Raw genomic sequence first — 18864 nt, 5'->3', positions numbered from 1 at the left:
ATGGCAGAAAGCCTCATTCTAGAGCCACGAAGGGGGCGAAGTTTTCCTCGTTCAGTCAACCCAAGACCACAGCGGTACGCTAGAAATAAAAAAGCCGTTCACCTTAAGTGAACGGCATTAATGCGCAGGCATACCCTTTTTTTATTTAGAGGTATCGATTATTCAGCAGCTTAATTTCCTTTAACCAAATAACACTTAGCCCAATAAGAGGCAGGTTAGTAGTTACAGGGTTAAATGCTTCAATAAGCAATTGTGGCTGCACTGCAACTACAGCGAGTAGAAGGCCAATTAATGTTAAAATATTTAAAATTACTAGGTGTTTATTTTTATAAAACACAAATAAACACAATCCAAATATAATTTCGCCAACACCCGCCGAACGTGTAATTAAGTCAGACACTTCTGCTGAAAAACCAGCACTGCCAGTCATTAATTTTTCAAGTGGTGCAATATGATAAAGCTTTGGAAAAAAGCCATGATATATCCAACTTAAACTCACTATGTAGCGAGCAAGTTGAATATAACCGCGATTATTTCCTAGCATTGTCAATACGCTCTTGTGCACTTGGGTGGCTAGACAAGTACTCTAAAAAGTCATTTACTTTTTCGAGGTGCTCGTTTTCGCTGGTATGGCTTTCTTGCAGCGCTTCTATTGCATCAGCAAAATCATTACTCGAATACCCAAGCGACTCTAATTGAATGAGTGCAAAGGTATCTGCCTCGCGTTCCATATCTCGTGAAAACCCTTGCTGAGCAAACGATGCACCCGTACCTAATGCAACCTCTGCAACCCCTTCTAAATCACCAAATACAACCGCTAGCACAATCGTACTTGCGGCAGATTGTGCTGTAATACGTACGCTATGCTGGTGGACTACATGGCCCATCTCGTGTAGCAATACCGCTTTTAGTGCATTGGGTTTATCGGCAAGTAAATTTGCTAAATCATCTGTGACCACGATACGGCCATGGGGTAGTGCAAACGCATTAGCACCAAAGCTGTCTGATTTATAAAACGATAATCTATAAACCGATTGATCAAGCGATAACGCATTAAGCATACTTGTAAAATGTGCTTGTACTTTAGTTTGCTGCTCTGCGGGCAGCTCACTTGGGTCAAGCGCAATCTTTTTAATAAGTGTAAAGCTTTGCTCCCCCATTTGTTCCACAACATTACGTGGCAAGGTATCAACACTGTAAACAGCAATGGCCGGTACCGCTTTATAAAGTACTAACCACATAAAAAGTGGTGTAAATATGACTGCGGCTAAAATTGCCCATTTACTTTTTTCAAGGCGCTCCATTACGTGATGGTTATTTTCTTTAAATGGCCATCTGTAACTTACATCTTGAGGGATAAAACGACTGCCATCTTCAAAGTTTAGTTCGTCGGCAAGCCCTGCCATCCCCGAACTTAATTTTAGACTTGAGATTGCGTGGCGAGCTATAACCTGTTCATCGTTGATAACTTCAATGTGTGTGTCGCTAATAGTTGCAACACACACTTGATAGTTACTCGATGCGATGGGGAAAAAATGTCCCTTTACATGCATAGTGAGCTCTTAAGTTAGAGAAAGGTCAATATCAAATACGTTTGCAGCTTCCTCAGCAAATGATGATTGCTGTTCTTGCGCGGTATCAATTAGGTTTAATGCACCAGGGTAAATAGTGACGTTAGTTACATCAGCGAGCATTTTTGATGTACGTACTTTTGTCCATGGGTATGCAAGGCCTAAAGAAAATATAATAGCCAACATATTAGTGAGTAGTAAAACAGCGAAAGGAATTGGTTTTAGCTCTGATTTAAATGTAGCAACGCCTTCAAAATGGCTGTTATCAAAAATGTGATTTCTAATAGCGGCGTGCCATACAGCAGAAACAATGGCAATCATTAGCACATAGGCAATCATCATAAAGATAGGAAGCATAACCATAGCTGCAGAGTTTTCTAAATTTTGTTGATTTTCAACATCTAATAAATTGAGGCCAAATAATCCTAAAATCCCCATAAATACCACCATGGTGATAGAGCTCACTACAAAGCAAATAAGCGCTGTTAGGTAATAGGTTTCGCCTTTTAGATTTACAGTAAGTGGTTTGTCGCCATAACTAATATTGCTATGGATATAGCTATCAATACGTTTTATAACATAAGGCATTAATAAATAAAGCGTAAATATGCTGGCAATAGGTAAAAGTATAAAGTTAACAAAGGCTTCGCCATAGCTGCCTTTAAAAGCAAAGCGAACATTACGATGGCGGGTCATACGCAGATTAAAACGTAAACCTTGGTTAATAATCCATGGCATTAAAAAGATAAAACCAAGAGCAATAAACAGGCCTAAAATAGGCATAAAGCTAATAGAGAATGTATAAATAAAAAATACAATAACCGCTAAAATCCGACCTTTTAAAATTTGTATCGGCGTTGCTAGGTAGTCAAAACTATGACCATCTATGCGGGTGTGGCCGTAAAAATAGCGATGCGTACGTACTTTAGCCCACGCTGAGTATATGCCAAGCGTAATAACGCTAAGTAATATATTTACAATCCAAATTCCAAAAAACTCACCGCCTTTACCACTAAACTGCACTTTTCCGCTAAAAATTGGTTCAGCAGGCTCATTTATTGGTGGGGTTGTTTCAGATGGGTTAGGGTGTATTGATTCCATTAAAATTATATCCATGTTGTTTTTTTGTTAATTTACCCATTTTTAGTGCAAAATTCAATGTTTATAATTATCTCACCCTTCTGTAAACAGCTATAAATAGGCGTTTTAAGTATTGAGTTAAATACTCTAATACTTTTTTATAAATAAACCTCGCTGGTTTTATTTATTTGGCTGGTAACTGGGATCTTTAGCTTTTTAATATGCGATTTAGCTACTATACATAGTTAATGCTGCTTAAATGTAATGGCATTAATTATGTATTAAGCACACCTACGTACAATTAAGCTAATTGATTTATATGCCAAAATAATAGATTGTAAGAGTAGTGGGGATGTAAATTTATTTAGGTTTTACAGCTTTTATCACCGCTTTAAATAACATTAGGATATTTATTATGTTTCAAGCAGTCGTGTTAGGGGGATTAGAGTTTAGCCCGCTGATTGTTTATTTCCCAATTGCGTTTATTTTAACAGCGCTGACTCGTTTTGCTTTGCATCGACTAGATTGGCATGACCGTATTTGGAAAGTGGCTTGGTTTGAAGTGTCACTATTTGTTTGTTACTTGGCACTGGCCGTCTATTTACTAAGTGGAAGATAAATTGAATGATTAAATATCTGCGTATTACTTTTACTATCTTGGTTGTTATAGCTGCGGTTTTTGCTGGGCGTTGGGTATGGACTGACTACATGCATACTCCTTGGACGCGCGACGGTCGCATTCGAGCAGACATAGTTACAGTTGCTCCAGACGTATCGGGTTGGGTTACAACTTTAAACATTAAAGATGGTCAAAACGTACAAAAAGGCGAAGTACTTTTTAATGTTGATCAAAAGCGTTACCAAGCAGCGCTTGATAAAAGTAAAGCCAATACAGAAAATACGCTATATACATGGGAGCTTGCTAAACATAAATACGAAAGACGTGTTGAGCTAAACACTCAACAGGCAATAAGTGAAGAAACGCTAGAATCAACACGTATCAATACTAAAATTGCTGAGGCAAATTATAACCTAGCTAAAACAGAGCAAACAATTGCGCAATTAAATGTTGATAGAACTAAAATTGTTGCGCCTGCATCGGGACAAATAATTAATCTGAATTTACGCCAAGGTAACTATGTAGCTCAAGGCACACCTGTGTTTGCTATCGTGCGGTTAGATTCGTTTTACGTAACGGGTTACTTTGAAGAGAGTAAAATACCGCTTATTTATCCTGATCAAAAAGCTAAAATAGCGCTTCTAAGCGGTGGTAAGCAATTAACGGGGCATGTAGTGAGTGTAGGTAAAGCAATTGCAAATACGAATACACAAAGTAACGGGCAGCTTTTACCACAAGTACAACAAACATTTAATTGGGTACGTTTATCGCAACGTATTCCTGTTGATATTAAGTTAGATTCATTGCCCGAAGATACACAGTTAAGCGCAGGAATGACCGCCACAATACATCTCGCTACACGTTAAGGGGAATATAGTGGGCGTTGTATTACAAAATTTGTTTTTTCCTAAAAAACAGGCAATTATTTTTGCGACTAAGGGCGTTATAGCCATGGTAATGGCGCTTACTATTGCTATGTGGCTTAATCTTGAAAGACCTTATTGGGCGTTAGTCTCGGCTATATTTTTGCAATTACGCCCGCAAAGCGGATTAGTTATTGAAAAAGCAATTTGCCAAATAATAGGCACCATAGCGGGTGGTTTATTTGGCATATTGCTTTTAACTCAGCTAATTCTCTACCCTTATTTAGCGCTCGGTGCACTTGCATTATGGTTGGGGGTAAACTCTGCGTTATCGGCAATGGTACGCCAAGCAAACTTTGTTTATGCGTTTGCTATGGCAGGTGTAACAGCCGCTATTATTGTACTTTTAGTCATGGTTACTCCGGCAATGGTAAGCAGTCAAAGCATATTTGATATTGCACAAGCGCGCGTGAGTGAAATAGTAATAGGCTCAATATGTGCAGGCCTTGTGAGCCATTTGTTTTGGCCTGTAAAAGTTAAACACTTACTGCAAGTACAAGCTCGATCGGTTATAAACCAAACGTTAGATTATTTAGTAACTGAGCTTGATTCTAAAGGCTCGCACGAAAATCGCCATCAGCAAATTGATGGCATTATGGCAACATTAGGATCTATAAACGAAGACTCTAGCGCAGTAAGGTACGAAGGGCCAAAAGGTCCAGGGCGCTCACGTGCTGCAAATCAATTGTCGCAAAAAGTACTTTCTTTACTGGCTTCAATTCAAATAATTGGTCGTCTGCAACGAAACCACGCAGACCTTATTACTCCTACATTAGACAAATTAATAAGTAAACTTAAACACGTATTCGCGCAAATTAAAGAATCTGACGATTTTGATTACTGCGCCGAACAAGTTAAAACACTGCGTAAAGAGCTAACCGACTATAGAGCAAATACGGTGTGTGATTCACCATTTGAATCTCACATGCTCAATGTAAGCTTAGAAGTGGCAGCCGACTTAACAATTTTACTACGGGCATACAGAGCTTTAGAACAACGCGATAAAACATTATTAAATGCACCCAGTATGCTTACATATCGCGACCCATTAGCTGGCATTATTGTTGGATTTAGAACTGCTTTGGTGTTTTCTATCGGCGCATTTATTTGGATTAATACAGGTTCTTCAGCTGCATTATTAATTATGATATTACCGGTCATATTTTCGATAATGCTGGCGAGAATACCCTTGGCTATTTTACAGGTTGTAATTAAACGTTTATTGGCAGGTATAATTGTTGCTACTTTTGTAACTATTTTTTATGCGTTAAATTTACTGTCGCAAAGTGGTGGGCAATTAGAAATATTGTTGCTTGTATTAGCTGGTCCGTACTTTTTGGGTTTACTGTTACTCGCTGATCAACAAACGCTGCCATACGGCTTAGGGTTTTGTATTCCATTTACTATTTTGGTTAGACCCAGCATGGATATGAGCCTAGCATTTTCAATTGATTATACACTCAGCTCTGCAATCGCTATTTTTGCTGGCGTGAGTATTTTATTTTGGATTTTTCAGTTATTTACAGGACCAAGTGTTCAGTTACTTGTTCATCGTGTTTTTAAGGCTACCTATAAAGATTTACTCGAAATAAATACCCATCAAACTCCGAGTATTTGGTACAACCGCCGCATGGCAGATAGGTTAATCCGCTTAACTAATTACGATCAGGGTTCACACTCACGCGCTATTACCGATATGGCTCTTACCGGTCTAAACTTAGGACATGCTTCAGTGCGATTAAACTCAATTTGCGAAAACCTTGCTGGTGACACTAAGCTAAAATACTTAAATGAGTGGCAACGCATGTTGGCTGATGCATTTATGCTGGCTACCAAAGGTAAGTTTGATGAAAACTTTAAGCAAGCGTCTGATAATCTTTATAACGAATTAGCCGCATCTGTTGGTGATTCAAACCAATTAGAGGCAATAAAAGGGATGTTTATTCGCATTAATCTGACCTTTGAAAGAAGTGCGAGTAAGATAAATTAGCCCTATTCGCTGCTTTTCGAGTTCAGATGTTATAACGAAATCTGTTATACTTGCTGGATAATTTTATGGGGCTGTTATGATTTCAAAAAACCAACTCAAACTTATTCGCCAACTTGGCCAAAAAAAGTACCGAAAGCAATATAATCAATACCTTGTACAGGGTGAAAAAAACGTACTTGAGTTATTAAACAGCCCATTAAATGCGGTTAATATTTTTGCTACAAACGAATTTATAAATGCGTACCAAGGTGAGTATCAGCACGCTAATTTTATTGAAGCGGATGAAGAGACCCTCACTAAAGCGAGCACGCTAGTTAGCAATAATGCAGCCATTGCTATTGTTGATATGCCAAAGGCGGCTTTACCACAAGCAAATGGCTTAATACTCGCGCTTGATGGCGTATCAGACCCTGGTAACTTAGGCACAATAATTAGAGTAGCTGATTGGTACGGTATTAAACATATAGTAACTAGCACCGACAGCGCAGACGCTTACAACCCTAAAACAATTAGCGCCACAATGGGCTCATTTGTAAGGGTATCGGTAAGCCAAGTAGATTTACCTGATTACTTACAGTCTTTAAATTTATCTGTTTACGGTGCTTTTTTAGATGGACAAAGTGTACATAAAACCCAATTTACGGGCTCAGGCGTTTTGCTAATGGGCAGTGAGTCGCATGGTATACGCGAGACATGTGCAAAGTTAGTGACCAATAAAATCACCATTCCCGCTTTTGGTGGAGCAGAGTCACTTAATGTTGCAATGGCGACCGGTATTATTTTAGATAACTTTAAACGACAAGCTTAATCTATTAGTAAATTATGGGTTAAATTGTTTATGACAAATAACAATAATAAATTGGTAATAACAATAAGATGCGCTTAAGCACTATTAAATTAGCGGGCTTTAAATCGTTTGTAGAGCCCACTAAAATTCCATTTCCTGATCAAATGACGTGTGTTGTAGGCCCTAATGGCTGTGGCAAATCTAACGTTATTGATGCAGTACGATGGGTGCTAGGTGAAAGCTCTGCTAAAAACCTGCGTGGCGATGCCATGACCGACGTTATTTTTAATGGCTCAACTAATCGTAAAGCCATATCACAAGCTTCTGTAGAGCTTGTTTTTGATAACGATAAAGGTAGTCCTTCTAATACATTTGCTGATCGAAACCAAATTGCAATTAAACGCTTAGTAACGCGCGACGGGCTATCGCTGTACTTTTTAAATGGCAGTAAATGCCGTAAGCGTGATATTACCGATATATTTTTAGGTACAGGTCTTGGTCCGCGTAGTTACGCAATTATTGAGCAAGGGATGATCTCGCGTTTAATAGAAAGTAAACCACAAGAATTACGCGTATTTTTAGAAGAAGCCGCTGGCGTTTCTAAGTACAAAGAGCGCCGCCGTGAAACACAAACACGCATTAAAAGCACCCGCGAAAACCTTGAGCGTTTGTTAGATGTGCGTAAAGAGCTGCAAAGCCAGTTAGATAAATTGGCTGTGCAGTCGGTTGATGCAAAAAAATACCGCGAGTTAAAAGCGCAAGAGCGAACGTTAAAAGGACAAATTGCGGTTTTAAAATGGCAAAAGTTACATCAGCAGCAACTTGAAAAAAGTACTCTAATTAAAAAACTGAACGATCAAATTTCTTTTTTTAAAACCGCTAACTCAGGGCATGACGATGTACTTGCAAGCTTAGAAGGGCAAGTACAAGCTCAGCAAGATAAACTAAGCGATGCACAGCATCAGCAACATGTAATACACACCGAGCTTACCCGCGCTGAGCAACAGCAAATAAATGTAAAGCAACAAACTCAAACGCTTAAACAAAATTTAATTAAATTACAGCAACGCCAAACCCATAGCACTGAAGTTAAAACGCAGCAGCAAATTGTGTGCGAGCAACTAAATGAAACCCTGCAAGAGGCAAGTGAAAACGCGTTAATGTGCGAAGAGCAAGTTAGGAAGTTAACGCATGAGCTTGAGGAATTATTAGCACTGAAGCAGCGCCACAATACACACTGGCAAACTTTGTGTGAGCAACAGCAACAACTTAATAATAATGCGCAACTGCATAGCAGTCACATTAAACAAACTAAGCAGCAAATAAGCCACGTTAACGAGCAAATTGATCAGTTAAATGCGCAGCTTACTGACTTACAAAGTAGCGATGTAGAACAACAATTAACGCAGCAAACACAGCAAACACAAACATTAACCCAAGAACTTGCCGCTAAACAAACAGCGCACACGCAGTGCAGTGCTCAGCTTGAAGTGCAAAATGAGCGTGTTAATAACTCACAAAAGCAATATTCGACGCTTACTCAAACAATAAATGAGTTAAAAGCCAGTATAACGGGGCTTAAAAGTACATTAGGGTTTGATGAAGAAAGTGAAAGTACTAATGGTTTGTTTAATCAGCTAAGTGTTAAAGAAGGCTTTGAGCCCTTAATAGAGCAGGCACTTAAATCGCTAGAGCACTTAAATGTAAGTGAGCAACAAGCTGATAATAGTGTGTGGCCAATTAGTGGTAAGCACATTGCTGAAAATAGCTTAGCGGCATTCATAACAAGCGGCGTGTACCCAGATCATTTAACGCGCATTGCTTATAGCGAGAGCGGTGATCTAACGCTGTTAAAAGATGCTTATTATACAGCCGTTATGGATAAAAACGGTGCTTTATATGGTCGTAACTGGCATGTAAGTGCCGATCGAAATGCCGAAAACTCATTACTTTTAAAACATAAGCAATTGCAGGATAAAGCTCAGCAGTTAATTGATGCCGAGGATGAGCTAAAACAAGTAACACACACTCGTGATGAACATACAGCCGAGCAAGTAAAGTTAATTAACGAGCAAAGCGAGCTAAAAGAAGCCATACATGAGCTTGCGCAAAATATAGCAGTAGCCGGTACACGCAGCGATATGCTCAAACAGCAAGTAGCGCACTTTAAGCTGCAACTAGAAAAGCTACAGCAACAAAAACAGCAATTAACCACTGCGCTTTTGCAATTAAATAACGTGCTTGATGAGCAAACAGAGCAATTGGAAGTGTTAAATGAGCAGCAACTTAACTTAGCGGATGAGGTAGACGCTGCAAATAGCCTGCGCTCACAAAGTGATAAAAGTTATAGCGAAGCATTAAGCATGCTTGAGCAATATAAAACGCAAGCGCATAAGGCAACGCTCTCAGAGCAAAAGGCACGCAGTGAATGGCAGTTAAGCCAAACCAAATTGAGCCATGCAGAGCAGGAGCACGTTAGTGCATCTGAAGGTGCGCAAGAACTACTCAATGAAATAGAAGAGCTGCTTATACCAGAGCAAGAGCTTAGCGATAAAATAACGCAGTTTTTATCGCAGCATCAAAAAGGCGAGCAGGCACTGGTAGTGCTACAAAAAGAATTATCTCACGCTAAAGAAAGTTTAAACACCAAGCAAGCAAGTCTTAAAAACTCACAAGGTGAGCTGGTGGGCTTGCAAGAGCAGCATCAAAAGCTAACAATTGAAGAGCAAAGCTTACTAATAAAAGCGCAAGTTGCGCTCGAACCATTAGAAGAGCTAAAGCAAAGCTTAAAAGCAATACTTGATGAATTACCTGATTCATTGAATTTAAGTGCAGCGCAAAATCAGTTAACCGGGTTTACTAATCAGTTAGATAAATTAGGTGCAGTAAACTTAGCGGCAATAGAAGAGTTTGATTTAGCTAAAGCTCGTAGTGATTATCTTGATAGTCAATTAGATGATTTAACAAAAGCGTTAAGTACCCTTGAAGGTGCAATTCGTAAAATTGATAGTGAGACCAAAACACGCTTTAAAGCGACGTTCGATCAAGTTAACGAAGACTTTGCAGAGCTATTTCCTAAAGTTTTTGGTGGTGGTAGTGCGTATTTAGAATTAACCAGTGACGATTTACTCGAAAGTGGTGTTAGTATAATGGCACGACCACCGGGTAAGAAAAATTCAACAATTCATTTGTTAAGTGGTGGAGAAAAAGCGCTGACCGCATTATCATTAGTGTTTTCTATATTCAGGCTCAATCCAGCTCCTTTCTGTATGCTGGACGAAGTAGATGCACCATTAGATGATGCCAACGTTGTGCGTTTTTGCCGTTTGGTTGAAGAAATGTCACAATCAGTGCAGTTTATTTATATTAGTCATAATAAAATTGCGATGGAAATGGCTGGTAGATTAACAGGTGTTACTATGGCAGAACCTGGCGTATCGCGTATGGTTGCTGTAGATATAGAGCAGGCTGTGCAACTTGCACATGCATAAATTTTTATAACAAGTGTATTATTTTTTAATTAATATACAGGTTTTAGGCATATCAAATAATAAAAGGTGAGGGGATGGCCGAACAATTAAGATGGGTTTTAATCATTATCAGTGTAGTTGTCATTGGTGGTTTATTAATACATGGATTGTGGTCTGTGAGAAAAAAAGACCGCCCAGAAGTATCTGATAACGAGCGGGTTGAACCATTACAAGAAAGCGCATCAGCTTCATCTAAACCGTTTCGTACTGAGGCTGAACCAAAAGAGCCAATGCAAAACGAACGTGATGAGCCACAGTTTGGTGAGCTTAACTTTGATGCAAATGAGCCGCAAATAGATACAAGCGTGCCAGAAGTGCCGATTGAAGATGACCTAGAAATAGTTGATGACCTAGATGCAAAAGAGCAAAGCGCTGAAGAAGCATCTGCCCAAATGTCTGACTTTGTTATTGTACATATTCAAATGCCGGAAGAGCTTAGTATGCAGGGCAGTAAATTATTGCCAGCAGTTAACACTTTAGGTTTTAAATATTCTGAGGAAGGCTTTTTTAATCGCCATTTAGATCCGGCTGGTCAAGGCCCTGTTTTATTTAGATTAGTAAATATGTACAACCCAGGTACGTTTGATATTGATAATATGGAACAGTTTAGTACCGCAGGGGTAAGCTTATTTATGACGTTACCGTGCGACGGCGATGGTCTAGCTGCATTTAATATGTTGCACAGCGCAGCTAAAAAGTTAGCGGATGAATTTGGTGCGCAAATTTTAGATGCTGAGCGAAATGAAATGACAGTAGATCGCGTAAGACAATATGTTGAGCAGGTTCGTTCTTTTTCAGCGTAAATAACGCATACATTATATTTTTATAAGCCACTGGACGGTGAATCGTCAAAGTGGCTTTTTTTATGTTTATTGAGGTTTAAATGTCTAGCAGCATTAGTGAGCAAGTTAATCATCTTCGTACTACATTAGAGCAACACAACTATAATTATTATGTGCTCGACACCCCCAGTATTCCTGATTCTGAATACGATAGGTTATTACGCGAACTAAGCGCACTTGAAACCGAGCATCCTGAATTTTTAACCGCCGACTCACCTACACAAAAAGTAGGCGGTGCAGCACTTAGTAAATTTGAGCAAGTAGCGCACCAAGTACCCATGCTCTCACTTGATAACGCCTTTAGTGAAGAAGAATTCACTGCGTTTAATCGCCGTATAAAAGAGCGTTTAATGAGTACTGATGAGCTTACTTTTTGTTGTGAACCAAAACTTGATGGTTTAGCTGTATCAATTATTTATCGCGATGGTGTGCTTGTACAAGCGGCTACTCGAGGTGATGGTTTTACCGGTGAAAACATTACTCAAAATGTTAAAACCATTCGTAATGTACCGCTCAAGCTACGTGGTGATTACCCAAAAGAGCTTGAAGTTCGCGGCGAAGTATTTATGGACAGCGCTGGCTTTGATAAATTGAATACTGAAGCGCAAAAACGCGGTGAAAAAGTATTTGTTAACCCGCGTAATGCAGCCGCGGGGAGTTTGCGTCAACTCGACTCTAAAATTACCGCTAAACGCCCACTCATGTTTTATGCTTACAGCACCGGGCTTGTTGCTGATGGCAGCATTCCTGAGGATCACTATCAGCAATTAGAAAAGCTGACTGATTGGGGGCTACCTTTGTGCCCAGAAACAAAATTAGTTGAAGGTCCAAAAGCCGCGCTCGAGTACTACAGCGATATTTTAACGCGCCGTGGTGAGCTTAAATATGAAATTGATGGCGTGGTAATAAAAATAAATAAAAAGACCTTACAAGAGCGTTTAGGCTTTGTGGCACGTGCTCCTCGTTGGGCTATTGCGTATAAGTTTCCGGCGCAAGAGGAAATAACCCAATTACTTGATGTTGATTTTCAAGTCGGTCGTACTGGCGCCATTACACCTGTTGCACGTTTGAAGCCTGTTTTTGTGGGTGGCGTTACCGTATCAAATGCAACGCTTCATAACAGTGATGAAGTTGCACGTTTAGGCGTAAAAGTAGGCGATACAGTTATTATTCGCCGTGCTGGAGACGTGGGTGTCACTTTACACAAAGCTGTTTCAAGTAGGAATCATCAAAAAAGAAGTCACTATAACTATATAAACACCAATTTATTTGTAAACACTTCTTCTAACCAACCAAATAACATAGCTCATTAAGGATATTTTGTAATGTTAAAAGTCACTTTCAATAATGAGCAAATAGACACCCTAAAAAAACTAAATAATGAAATTGACTCAGATGAGTTAATTAGTCTTTTTAGTAAATCAACTTTAGATTCAGAAGAATTAGTTCAAGTCTTAAAAGCATCAAACGCTCTTTATCGCGCAGGTGCTCAAGTAATAACAGATGAACAATATGATTTATATATTTCTATGTTAAGAGATATAAATCACCTTCACCCATATCTTAACCAAGTAGAACCTGAAGTTCTGGCAGAAGCCAAAACGGTAGAATTACCTCAAAGAATGCTCTCTACAGAGAAGGCTTATTCGAAAGAAGATATAGAAAAGTGGTTAAAAAGGATTTTAAAGGCAGCTCAAGAAATTAATGTTCCAGAAGAAGATATTGAACTAAGGGTAACTCCTAAACTTGATGGCTATGCGGCATTCGATGATGGAACAACTCTGTATACTAGAGGAGATGGATATAGAGGGCAGGATATTACAAGAGCCTTTGAAAGAGGACTAAAAGTTGCATTAGATGGTGATAGAGGTTTAGGCCCGGGCGAAATTGTAATTAAAAAAAGTTATTTCGATTCAGTACTTAGTGATATTTTTGAAAACTCTCGAAACATTCAAGCTGCAATAATTGCAGAGAAGAAAGTCGATGAAAATGTGCAGAAGGCTATAGATGATGGCGCATGTGTATTTTATCCATTTGCATTAATAGAAAATACCACCGCACATTTTTCTGAAATTATTTTAAACTTCGAGACCATCGTAGAAGAGATGTGGAAGGCTGTAGATTTCGACATTGATGGAGTCATTCTTGAAACAACTCATAATGCTTTGAAAGAGTATATGGGAGCTACGAGAAAGAATCACAGATGGCAAATTGCTTTCAAAGTAAATGAAGACTCTGCTGAAGTCGAGGTTTTAAATATAATACCTCAGACCTCCAGAACAGGACGTATTTCTCCTGTAGCTGAATTGGTTCCTACTAAGCTGAGTGGCGCTACTATAAGACGAGTAACAGTTCATCATTATAATATGGTTAAAACAAATGGAGTTGGGCCCGGAGCTATTGTACAACTCGTTAGAAGCGGCTTAGTTATTCCGAAGATTGAGAAAGTTATTAAGAAAGTCGTACCTCAGCTACCAGATTTTTGTCCAAGTTGTAATTCTCATTTATTGTGGGAATCAGATCATCTTATTTGTCCTAATAAAAGTGACTGTCCTGCCCAAACAGAGAATACTTTAATACACTTTTTCAAAACATTAGGTAACAATGATGGTTTTGGACCTAAGGTCATCGAAAAGTTAAGTAACTTTGGTATTAAACATATTCATGAAATTTACGCTATAAAAGTTCATCAATTCGTAGGTTATGGTTTTGGAGAGAAAACAGCTCAAAACTTATTTAATCAGCTTAAAGCGAGTCGAGAAATTGAAATAGAAGATTGGCGTTTCTTATCTGCTTTTGGGGTTAGTAGATTAGGAAGTGGTAATTGTGAAAAATTACTTCAACATTATTCAATCACCCAGCTATTTGAACTGCCCCCAAAAAAGATGGCGGAAGTAGATGGCTTTGCTCGGGTCAGTGCTGAAGCTATTGTTAAAGGCCTTGAAAGTGTCAAAGAAGAGTTTTTTAAAGTTTATAGGATTGGATTTAACTTAACGGATACTATTAAAAAGTCAGAAAGAGATGACACTTTATCTCCAATTTCAGGTTCTGTGATTGTTTTCACAGGATCTATGCAGCAAGGCTCAAGAGGTGATATGGAAAAATATGCTAAATCCTTAGGTGCTAAAGTCGCAAAATCGGTAACAAGCAAAACTACTTACTTAATTACAGGTGAAAAAGTTGGTGAAACAAAAATCATTGCAGCTAAAGATAAGGGGGTGGAAGTTCTAACAGAGCAAGAATATATAAATTTAATAAGATAAATTATTTATATCAAATATTATATTTATAATCGATAGGCACTTACTCTATTTGTTACTGATAGATCAGAAGAACATTATCTGTGGAAGCCATTAGTTAATGTTCTTCGCGAGGAATTTATCCTGTAGTCAGTATAAGACATCGGCCACGTTTTCGATGCATCTATACTGATAAAGTACACTATTTTCTAGCTTAGTCATCACCTAGGGATATTTTCCGTACCTTAATGGCGTCACTGGTATAAATGGCTTTGAGTTGTCCGTATGGTAATTAAATCCTGTCACAGGTCATTCCACGGTCTACTTCTTACTGGTATCGCCAACCTCGGTGTCTTAAATTAACCACCTTCGGGTTTGAAAATTTAGCTCTATCTTTAATGAAAGTTCTAAGCTTTTTTGTACATCAACATTACCTATACTTTACTCTTCAATAGAGTTAGTTATGATAATTAGTTACTCAAAATTAATTATTTAAAGCCTCTAAATATTATGCAGTGTACACTATACATAACCTTATTCGTTTTAAACTATACAATTCAAATGTTGCAATGGTGAATAAATGCCCCCCTCTAAAAAATCTAATAGTTTAAATATAACTATGTTTCCAGCGTCTTATGGTGACAGTTTTTTCGTTTCAGTGGGAGAAGATGACTTAGATATTTTAATCGACTCTGGCTTTAGTTTTACTTATGAAGACCATATCAAACCAAAATTAACAGAACTTAATACTAAAAATAAATCACTAGATTTTTTAATTATTACTCATATAGATGCTGATCATATATCTGGGGCATTGTCTTTACTTGAAGCTAATAACTTATCTAAAATAATTGATATTAAAAATATTTGGCACAACAGTTACCGACATATTCAAAATAAGCCTACTAATAAAAAAGAAATTTCATTAAAGGATCAACGTATACTCCAGCAGATAATGGCTAATGGATATAAAAAAAATAGAACGGTTGTTCAAAATCACAAAAAAAATCTTAGTGTGAAACAGGGTTCATCTTTAGCTTCCCTGATTTATAAAGGGGGTTATAACTGGAATAAACAGTTTAACAATGAAGCAATATGTGTCGAGAACGATACAAATATAAAACTTTCAAATAATGTGAATTTAATTCTTCTTTCTCCAGAAAAATCTAAACTGCAAAAGCTTATGAAGTTTTGGGAAAAAGAGTTTAGAAAGCTAGGAATAAGCAGAGCCGTACTAGATAATCATTTTTTAGATGATGCATTTGAGTTTTTAGTTTCTCGTGAAAAACCAATAAATAAGAACATTAAAAAAAACATTTCGAGTAAAGAAGTCAATATAGAAAAGTTGATGGCTGAGGATTTTGAAGAAGATAATACTCCAACAAATGGTAGTTCAATTTCATTTGTTTTGGAATATGGAAGTAAAAAAATTCTTTTTCTAGGGGATTCACACCCATCAATAATTGAACGAGCGTTAAGAAAGCAATACCAACAAGAACAATTATGGTTCGATGCAATTAAAGTATCTCACCATGGCTCACATAAAAACACCAGTCCGAGCTTATTAAGTTTTATAGATTCGGATATATACTTTATCTCAACTAACGGCGCTAAGTTTGGACACCCTGATTTAACTACAATTGCTAGAATTATCGGTCGAAAAACAAGTATTAGTCGAAAGATGATTTTTAATTATGAAACAAAGATATCTAAATATTTTGATAACGAAGAGCTAAAAAAAACATATAACTATAGTATTGTAATTTCAGCCGCAGACGAAACATTTACATTTGTCAAGGACTAATAAAAGTGCAAAATTATTTAGAAAAGTACGTAGGTAGAGTTTATTGTAATGGAGATGTAGGTACAGCTTTTCTTATTTCTAATAAACAGCTTTTGACGGCTTACCATACAGTAGAAAATTTAGAAGAAAATCCTTTTGCAATCTCCGTCGTGTTAGATGAATTTTCTAGTGAGACATTGGAAGTAAGCTTAAAAGATTTTGATGAAGATCTTGATATAGCCATTTTAGAGTTAAAAAAACCTTTAAATATAGTGCACTTTTTAAATCTATCTAATCAAATCATCCGAAATAATTCTACTTGGAGTACTTTCGGTTTTCCTAGAGGGAAGTTGAATGCAGGTGCTAAACTGGATGGATTAATTGCTAGATCAAATGTGAATATAGAAAAAGAAAATTATGATTTAGATTTGGAATATAATCAGAGTAATGAATGCTTAGAAGGACTATCAGGAGCTCCTTTGATGGTTGGTGATGATACCATTGGTATAATCACCAAAGAACTAGATGGGACATTAGGCGCTATAAGTGTATCCAGAATAGCAACTTTTCTAGATAAAAATAATATTTGTTATAAACCTATTGAAGAAGAATACTTGGAAGATGAGACTGGTTTTGAGTTAAATACCCCTGTTGTAGATAAGTTAACAGAGAAGGTTATTTCTTTAGATTCAGGTTATCTTTTCCTAAAGGGGCATCCTGGATCAGGTAAAACGACTATTGTTGAGTCGATAAGTTATGCTCAAAGTGACATAGTAGTTCTTGGAAAGTACCTTTTACTCGAAAAAGGTAAGGAAAATCTGCTTTCCTTAAGAATGAACCACTTAAAGTTTTTAGAATGGTTAGAAGATAGAATTGTTGCTGACTTGTATAACTCTATTCCTCAAAAATCAGAGAGAGATATCAATCAATGGATTACAACAATATTAGATTTATTTCAAAAATTATCGGAAAAATATGCAGCTAAGCAATCTAAATGTATCATTTTCGTTGACGGAGTAGATGAGCTTTTTAAATCAAATAAAATAATAGATTTTTTTTCTGCTTTACCAGTTATTTTACCAAAAAATATTATTTTCGTAATTGTAGGTCAAAATGAAAGTTGTCTTCCTCCCAAGCACACAATTCAAGATGAAAAAAACATAATATTAGTAACTCCATTACCGATGCATACATGCTTAAAACTTATCGATAAAGAACTACCCGAACTAGCATATTGGCTTCGTAATAAAATAGGGAAATGTTCGGAATACCACCCGCTTTATCTTCGATATTTAATCGAGTACGTTAGAACCAATATACCAGTCCATGGGGAACAAGAAATCAATAATTGGCTGGATAAGTTACCTCAAGTGAGCGGGGAGATTGAGGTGTATTATGAAAGTCTGTGGCAAGATATTATTAAGAAAGATGAACTACTCTATCTGATATCATTAATCTCTCGTTTTAGAGAGTGCATATCACATAAATCGCTTATTGATACGGTTCCAGCGGGCATGAGAGTATCTTTAGATAAAAATCTTGATTTAATTAGCCATTTTTTAACAGGTAAGGAAAACATATTTGCATACCATGCCTCACTTGTAACCTTTGTAAATAAGAAAACAAAGACCCTTGAAGAAGACTTTCAATCACAGATATCCCTTTTTTGTAAAAAAAATATTGATATCTCATACTCTCAAAGGAATATACTTCATCACCTTTTGAGATCAACAACAGAAATTAAAAACAAAACTATAGATTTCTGTAATCAAGCATGGGCTGATAATTGCTCGCACAATTTTGTTGAACCAGATTTAATTCTTGCAGACCTAAAAGATACACTTTCTTTTTATTTGCAGAAAGGCTGTTTTATATCTGTTACTAAATTGCTTTTACTCTCTCAACGGATAAAATTTCGATATAATAATGTATTTGCCTTAAACGCAATGGAGTTAGCTGAATACTTAATTGCCTTGAAAAAGCCCAAAGAAGCACTTCATCATTTATTTCGCGACTCTATTCCTATAGTTTCAGTAGAAGACCTTATTGATACTCAATACAAATTTATTATGGAAAAAAACTTCCTTGAAGCTGAATTTATTCATTCAGCTATACATAGTTATTTTATGAGCGAATATGAAACAGGCTCGATTTCATATAAAGATATGGTGAATTTCTTTAAATCAGCATCAATAAATACTTGTTTACTCTCAAGCAATCCCGGTCAAAGTTCTTTAAAAGTAATAAAGCTACTTAATACATTTTTAAGTAGCCAATCAGAGGTAAATGAGGAACAAGATGAACAGAGACATCAAGTTTTGCTTTATATTCTGGGGCAGAATACAGCCTTGTTATTACTTCATCGTAATATGTATGTACTGTAGTGGTCAATAAAATTTGGCCACAGTTTTAGAGTCTTTGTATCTAATCTCAGATTCATTTGGCGCTAAACCAGCATTATAATGATGCGGTCTAACGTTGTTGTAATATCCGTTGATAT

Annotated in this window: 12 protein-coding genes and 1 pseudogene; 10 read left to right on the top strand and 3 right to left on the bottom strand. The window is 37.2% G+C overall.

The window, feature by feature from the left end; translation table 11 throughout:
* Positions 1-145: 145 nt before the first annotated feature.
* Genes I6E70_RS19945 through I6E70_RS19935 form a run of 3 tightly spaced genes read right to left on the bottom strand, consistent with a single transcriptional unit; the run spans position 146 to position 2672 of the window.
* Entirely contained in the window at positions 146-544 is a 399-nt protein-coding gene (locus tag I6E70_RS19945) for a DoxX-like family protein (RefSeq protein WP_197189444.1), read from the bottom strand.
* A complete protein-coding gene (locus I6E70_RS19940; RefSeq protein ID WP_197189443.1) occupies positions 531-1553 on the bottom strand; it encodes a M48 family metallopeptidase in 1023 nt (340 codons plus the stop codon). The genes I6E70_RS19945 and I6E70_RS19940 overlap by 14 nt, the downstream gene beginning before the upstream one ends.
* A 9-nt stretch (positions 1554-1562) precedes the next feature.
* Positions 1563-2672, bottom strand: a complete 1110-nt coding sequence (locus I6E70_RS19935) for a YjgN family protein (RefSeq protein WP_197189442.1) — start codon at positions 2670-2672, stop codon at positions 1563-1565.
* Between the two features lie 394 nt (positions 2673-3066).
* Here I6E70_RS19935 and I6E70_RS19930 point away from each other — a divergent pair, with 394 nt between their 5' ends.
* From I6E70_RS19930 to I6E70_RS19885, 10 genes and pseudogenes are all read left to right on the top strand, one after another.
* Positions 3067-3270, top strand: a complete 204-nt coding sequence (locus tag I6E70_RS19930) for a DUF1656 domain-containing protein (RefSeq protein WP_008171772.1) — start codon at positions 3067-3069, stop codon at positions 3268-3270.
* Between the two features lie 5 nt (positions 3271-3275).
* Positions 3276-4136 (top strand): efflux RND transporter periplasmic adaptor subunit, encoded by an 861-nt coding sequence (locus I6E70_RS19925; protein WP_197189441.1) that lies wholly within the window; start codon positions 3276-3278, stop codon positions 4134-4136.
* A gap of 10 nt (positions 4137-4146) precedes the next feature.
* The gene (locus I6E70_RS19920) at positions 4147-6183 is read left to right on the top strand and encodes an FUSC family protein (protein ID WP_197189440.1); all 2037 of its coding nucleotides are present in this window, start codon (positions 4147-4149) and stop codon (positions 6181-6183) included.
* Between the two features lie 76 nt (positions 6184-6259).
* Positions 6260-6991, top strand: a complete 732-nt coding sequence (locus I6E70_RS19915; RefSeq protein ID WP_197189439.1) for an RNA methyltransferase — start codon at positions 6260-6262, stop codon at positions 6989-6991.
* A 68-nt stretch (positions 6992-7059) separates the two neighbouring features.
* Positions 7060-10461, top strand: coding sequence for a chromosome segregation SMC family protein (locus I6E70_RS19910; RefSeq protein WP_197189438.1), 3402 nt, complete (start codon positions 7060-7062; stop codon positions 10459-10461).
* 74 nt (positions 10462-10535) lie between these two features.
* Positions 10536-11303, top strand: a complete 768-nt coding sequence (gene zipA / locus I6E70_RS19905; protein ID WP_197189437.1) for a cell division protein ZipA — start codon at positions 10536-10538, stop codon at positions 11301-11303.
* 80 nt (positions 11304-11383) lie between these two features.
* A pseudogene (gene ligA, locus I6E70_RS19900) lies at positions 11384-12565 on the top strand (NAD-dependent DNA ligase LigA); the annotation flags it as partial.
* Between the two features lie 102 nt (positions 12566-12667).
* Positions 12668-14605 (top strand): BRCT domain-containing protein, encoded by a 1938-nt coding sequence (locus I6E70_RS19895; RefSeq protein ID WP_197189436.1) that lies wholly within the window; start codon positions 12668-12670, stop codon positions 14603-14605.
* Positions 14606-15161: 556 nt separating this feature from the next.
* Positions 15162-16385: an AVAST type 1 anti-phage system MBL fold metallo-hydrolase Avs1a gene (avs1a, locus tag I6E70_RS19890; RefSeq protein WP_197189435.1), complete on the top strand. Its 1224-nt coding sequence runs from the start codon at positions 15162-15164 to the stop codon at positions 16383-16385.
* 5 nt (positions 16386-16390) lie between these two features.
* Positions 16391-18748, top strand: coding sequence for a S1 family peptidase (locus I6E70_RS19885; RefSeq protein WP_197189434.1), 2358 nt, complete (start codon positions 16391-16393; stop codon positions 18746-18748).
* The last annotated feature ends 116 nt before the right edge of the window (positions 18749-18864 follow it).

It is taken from the genome of Pseudoalteromonas sp. NGC95 (assembly GCF_015864705.1).
Classification (GTDB): Bacteria; Pseudomonadota; Gammaproteobacteria; order Enterobacterales; family Alteromonadaceae; genus Pseudoalteromonas; species Pseudoalteromonas arctica.
The sequence above is the reverse complement of the archived record's forward strand: the minus strand, read 5'-3'. Positions and strand labels throughout refer to the sequence as shown.

Bases quoted from the DNA above. Each gene is read 5' to 3' on its own strand.
- I6E70_RS19945 (WP_197189444.1), bottom strand. From the start codon at position 544: ATGCTAGGAAATAATCGCGGTTATATTCAACTTGCTCGCTACATAGTG.
- I6E70_RS19940 (WP_197189443.1), bottom strand. From the start codon at position 1,553: ATGCATGTAAAGGGACATTTTTTCCCCATCGCATCGAGTAACTATCAA.
- I6E70_RS19935 (WP_197189442.1), bottom strand. From the start codon at position 2,672: ATGGAATCAATACACCCTAACCCATCTGAAACAACCCCACCAATAAAT.
- I6E70_RS19930 (WP_008171772.1), top strand. From the start codon at position 3,067: ATGTTTCAAGCAGTCGTGTTAGGGGGATTAGAGTTTAGCCCGCTGATT.
- I6E70_RS19925 (WP_197189441.1), top strand. From the start codon at position 3,276: ATGATTAAATATCTGCGTATTACTTTTACTATCTTGGTTGTTATAGCT.
- I6E70_RS19915 (WP_197189439.1), top strand. From the start codon at position 6,260: ATGATTTCAAAAAACCAACTCAAACTTATTCGCCAACTTGGCCAAAAA.
- I6E70_RS19910 (WP_197189438.1), top strand. From the start codon at position 7,060: ATGCGCTTAAGCACTATTAAATTAGCGGGCTTTAAATCGTTTGTAGAG.
- zipA (WP_197189437.1), top strand. From the start codon at position 10,536: ATGGCCGAACAATTAAGATGGGTTTTAATCATTATCAGTGTAGTTGTC.
- I6E70_RS19895 (WP_197189436.1), top strand. From the start codon at position 12,668: ATGTTAAAAGTCACTTTCAATAATGAGCAAATAGACACCCTAAAAAAA.
- avs1a (WP_197189435.1), top strand. From the start codon at position 15,162: ATGCCCCCCTCTAAAAAATCTAATAGTTTAAATATAACTATGTTTCCA.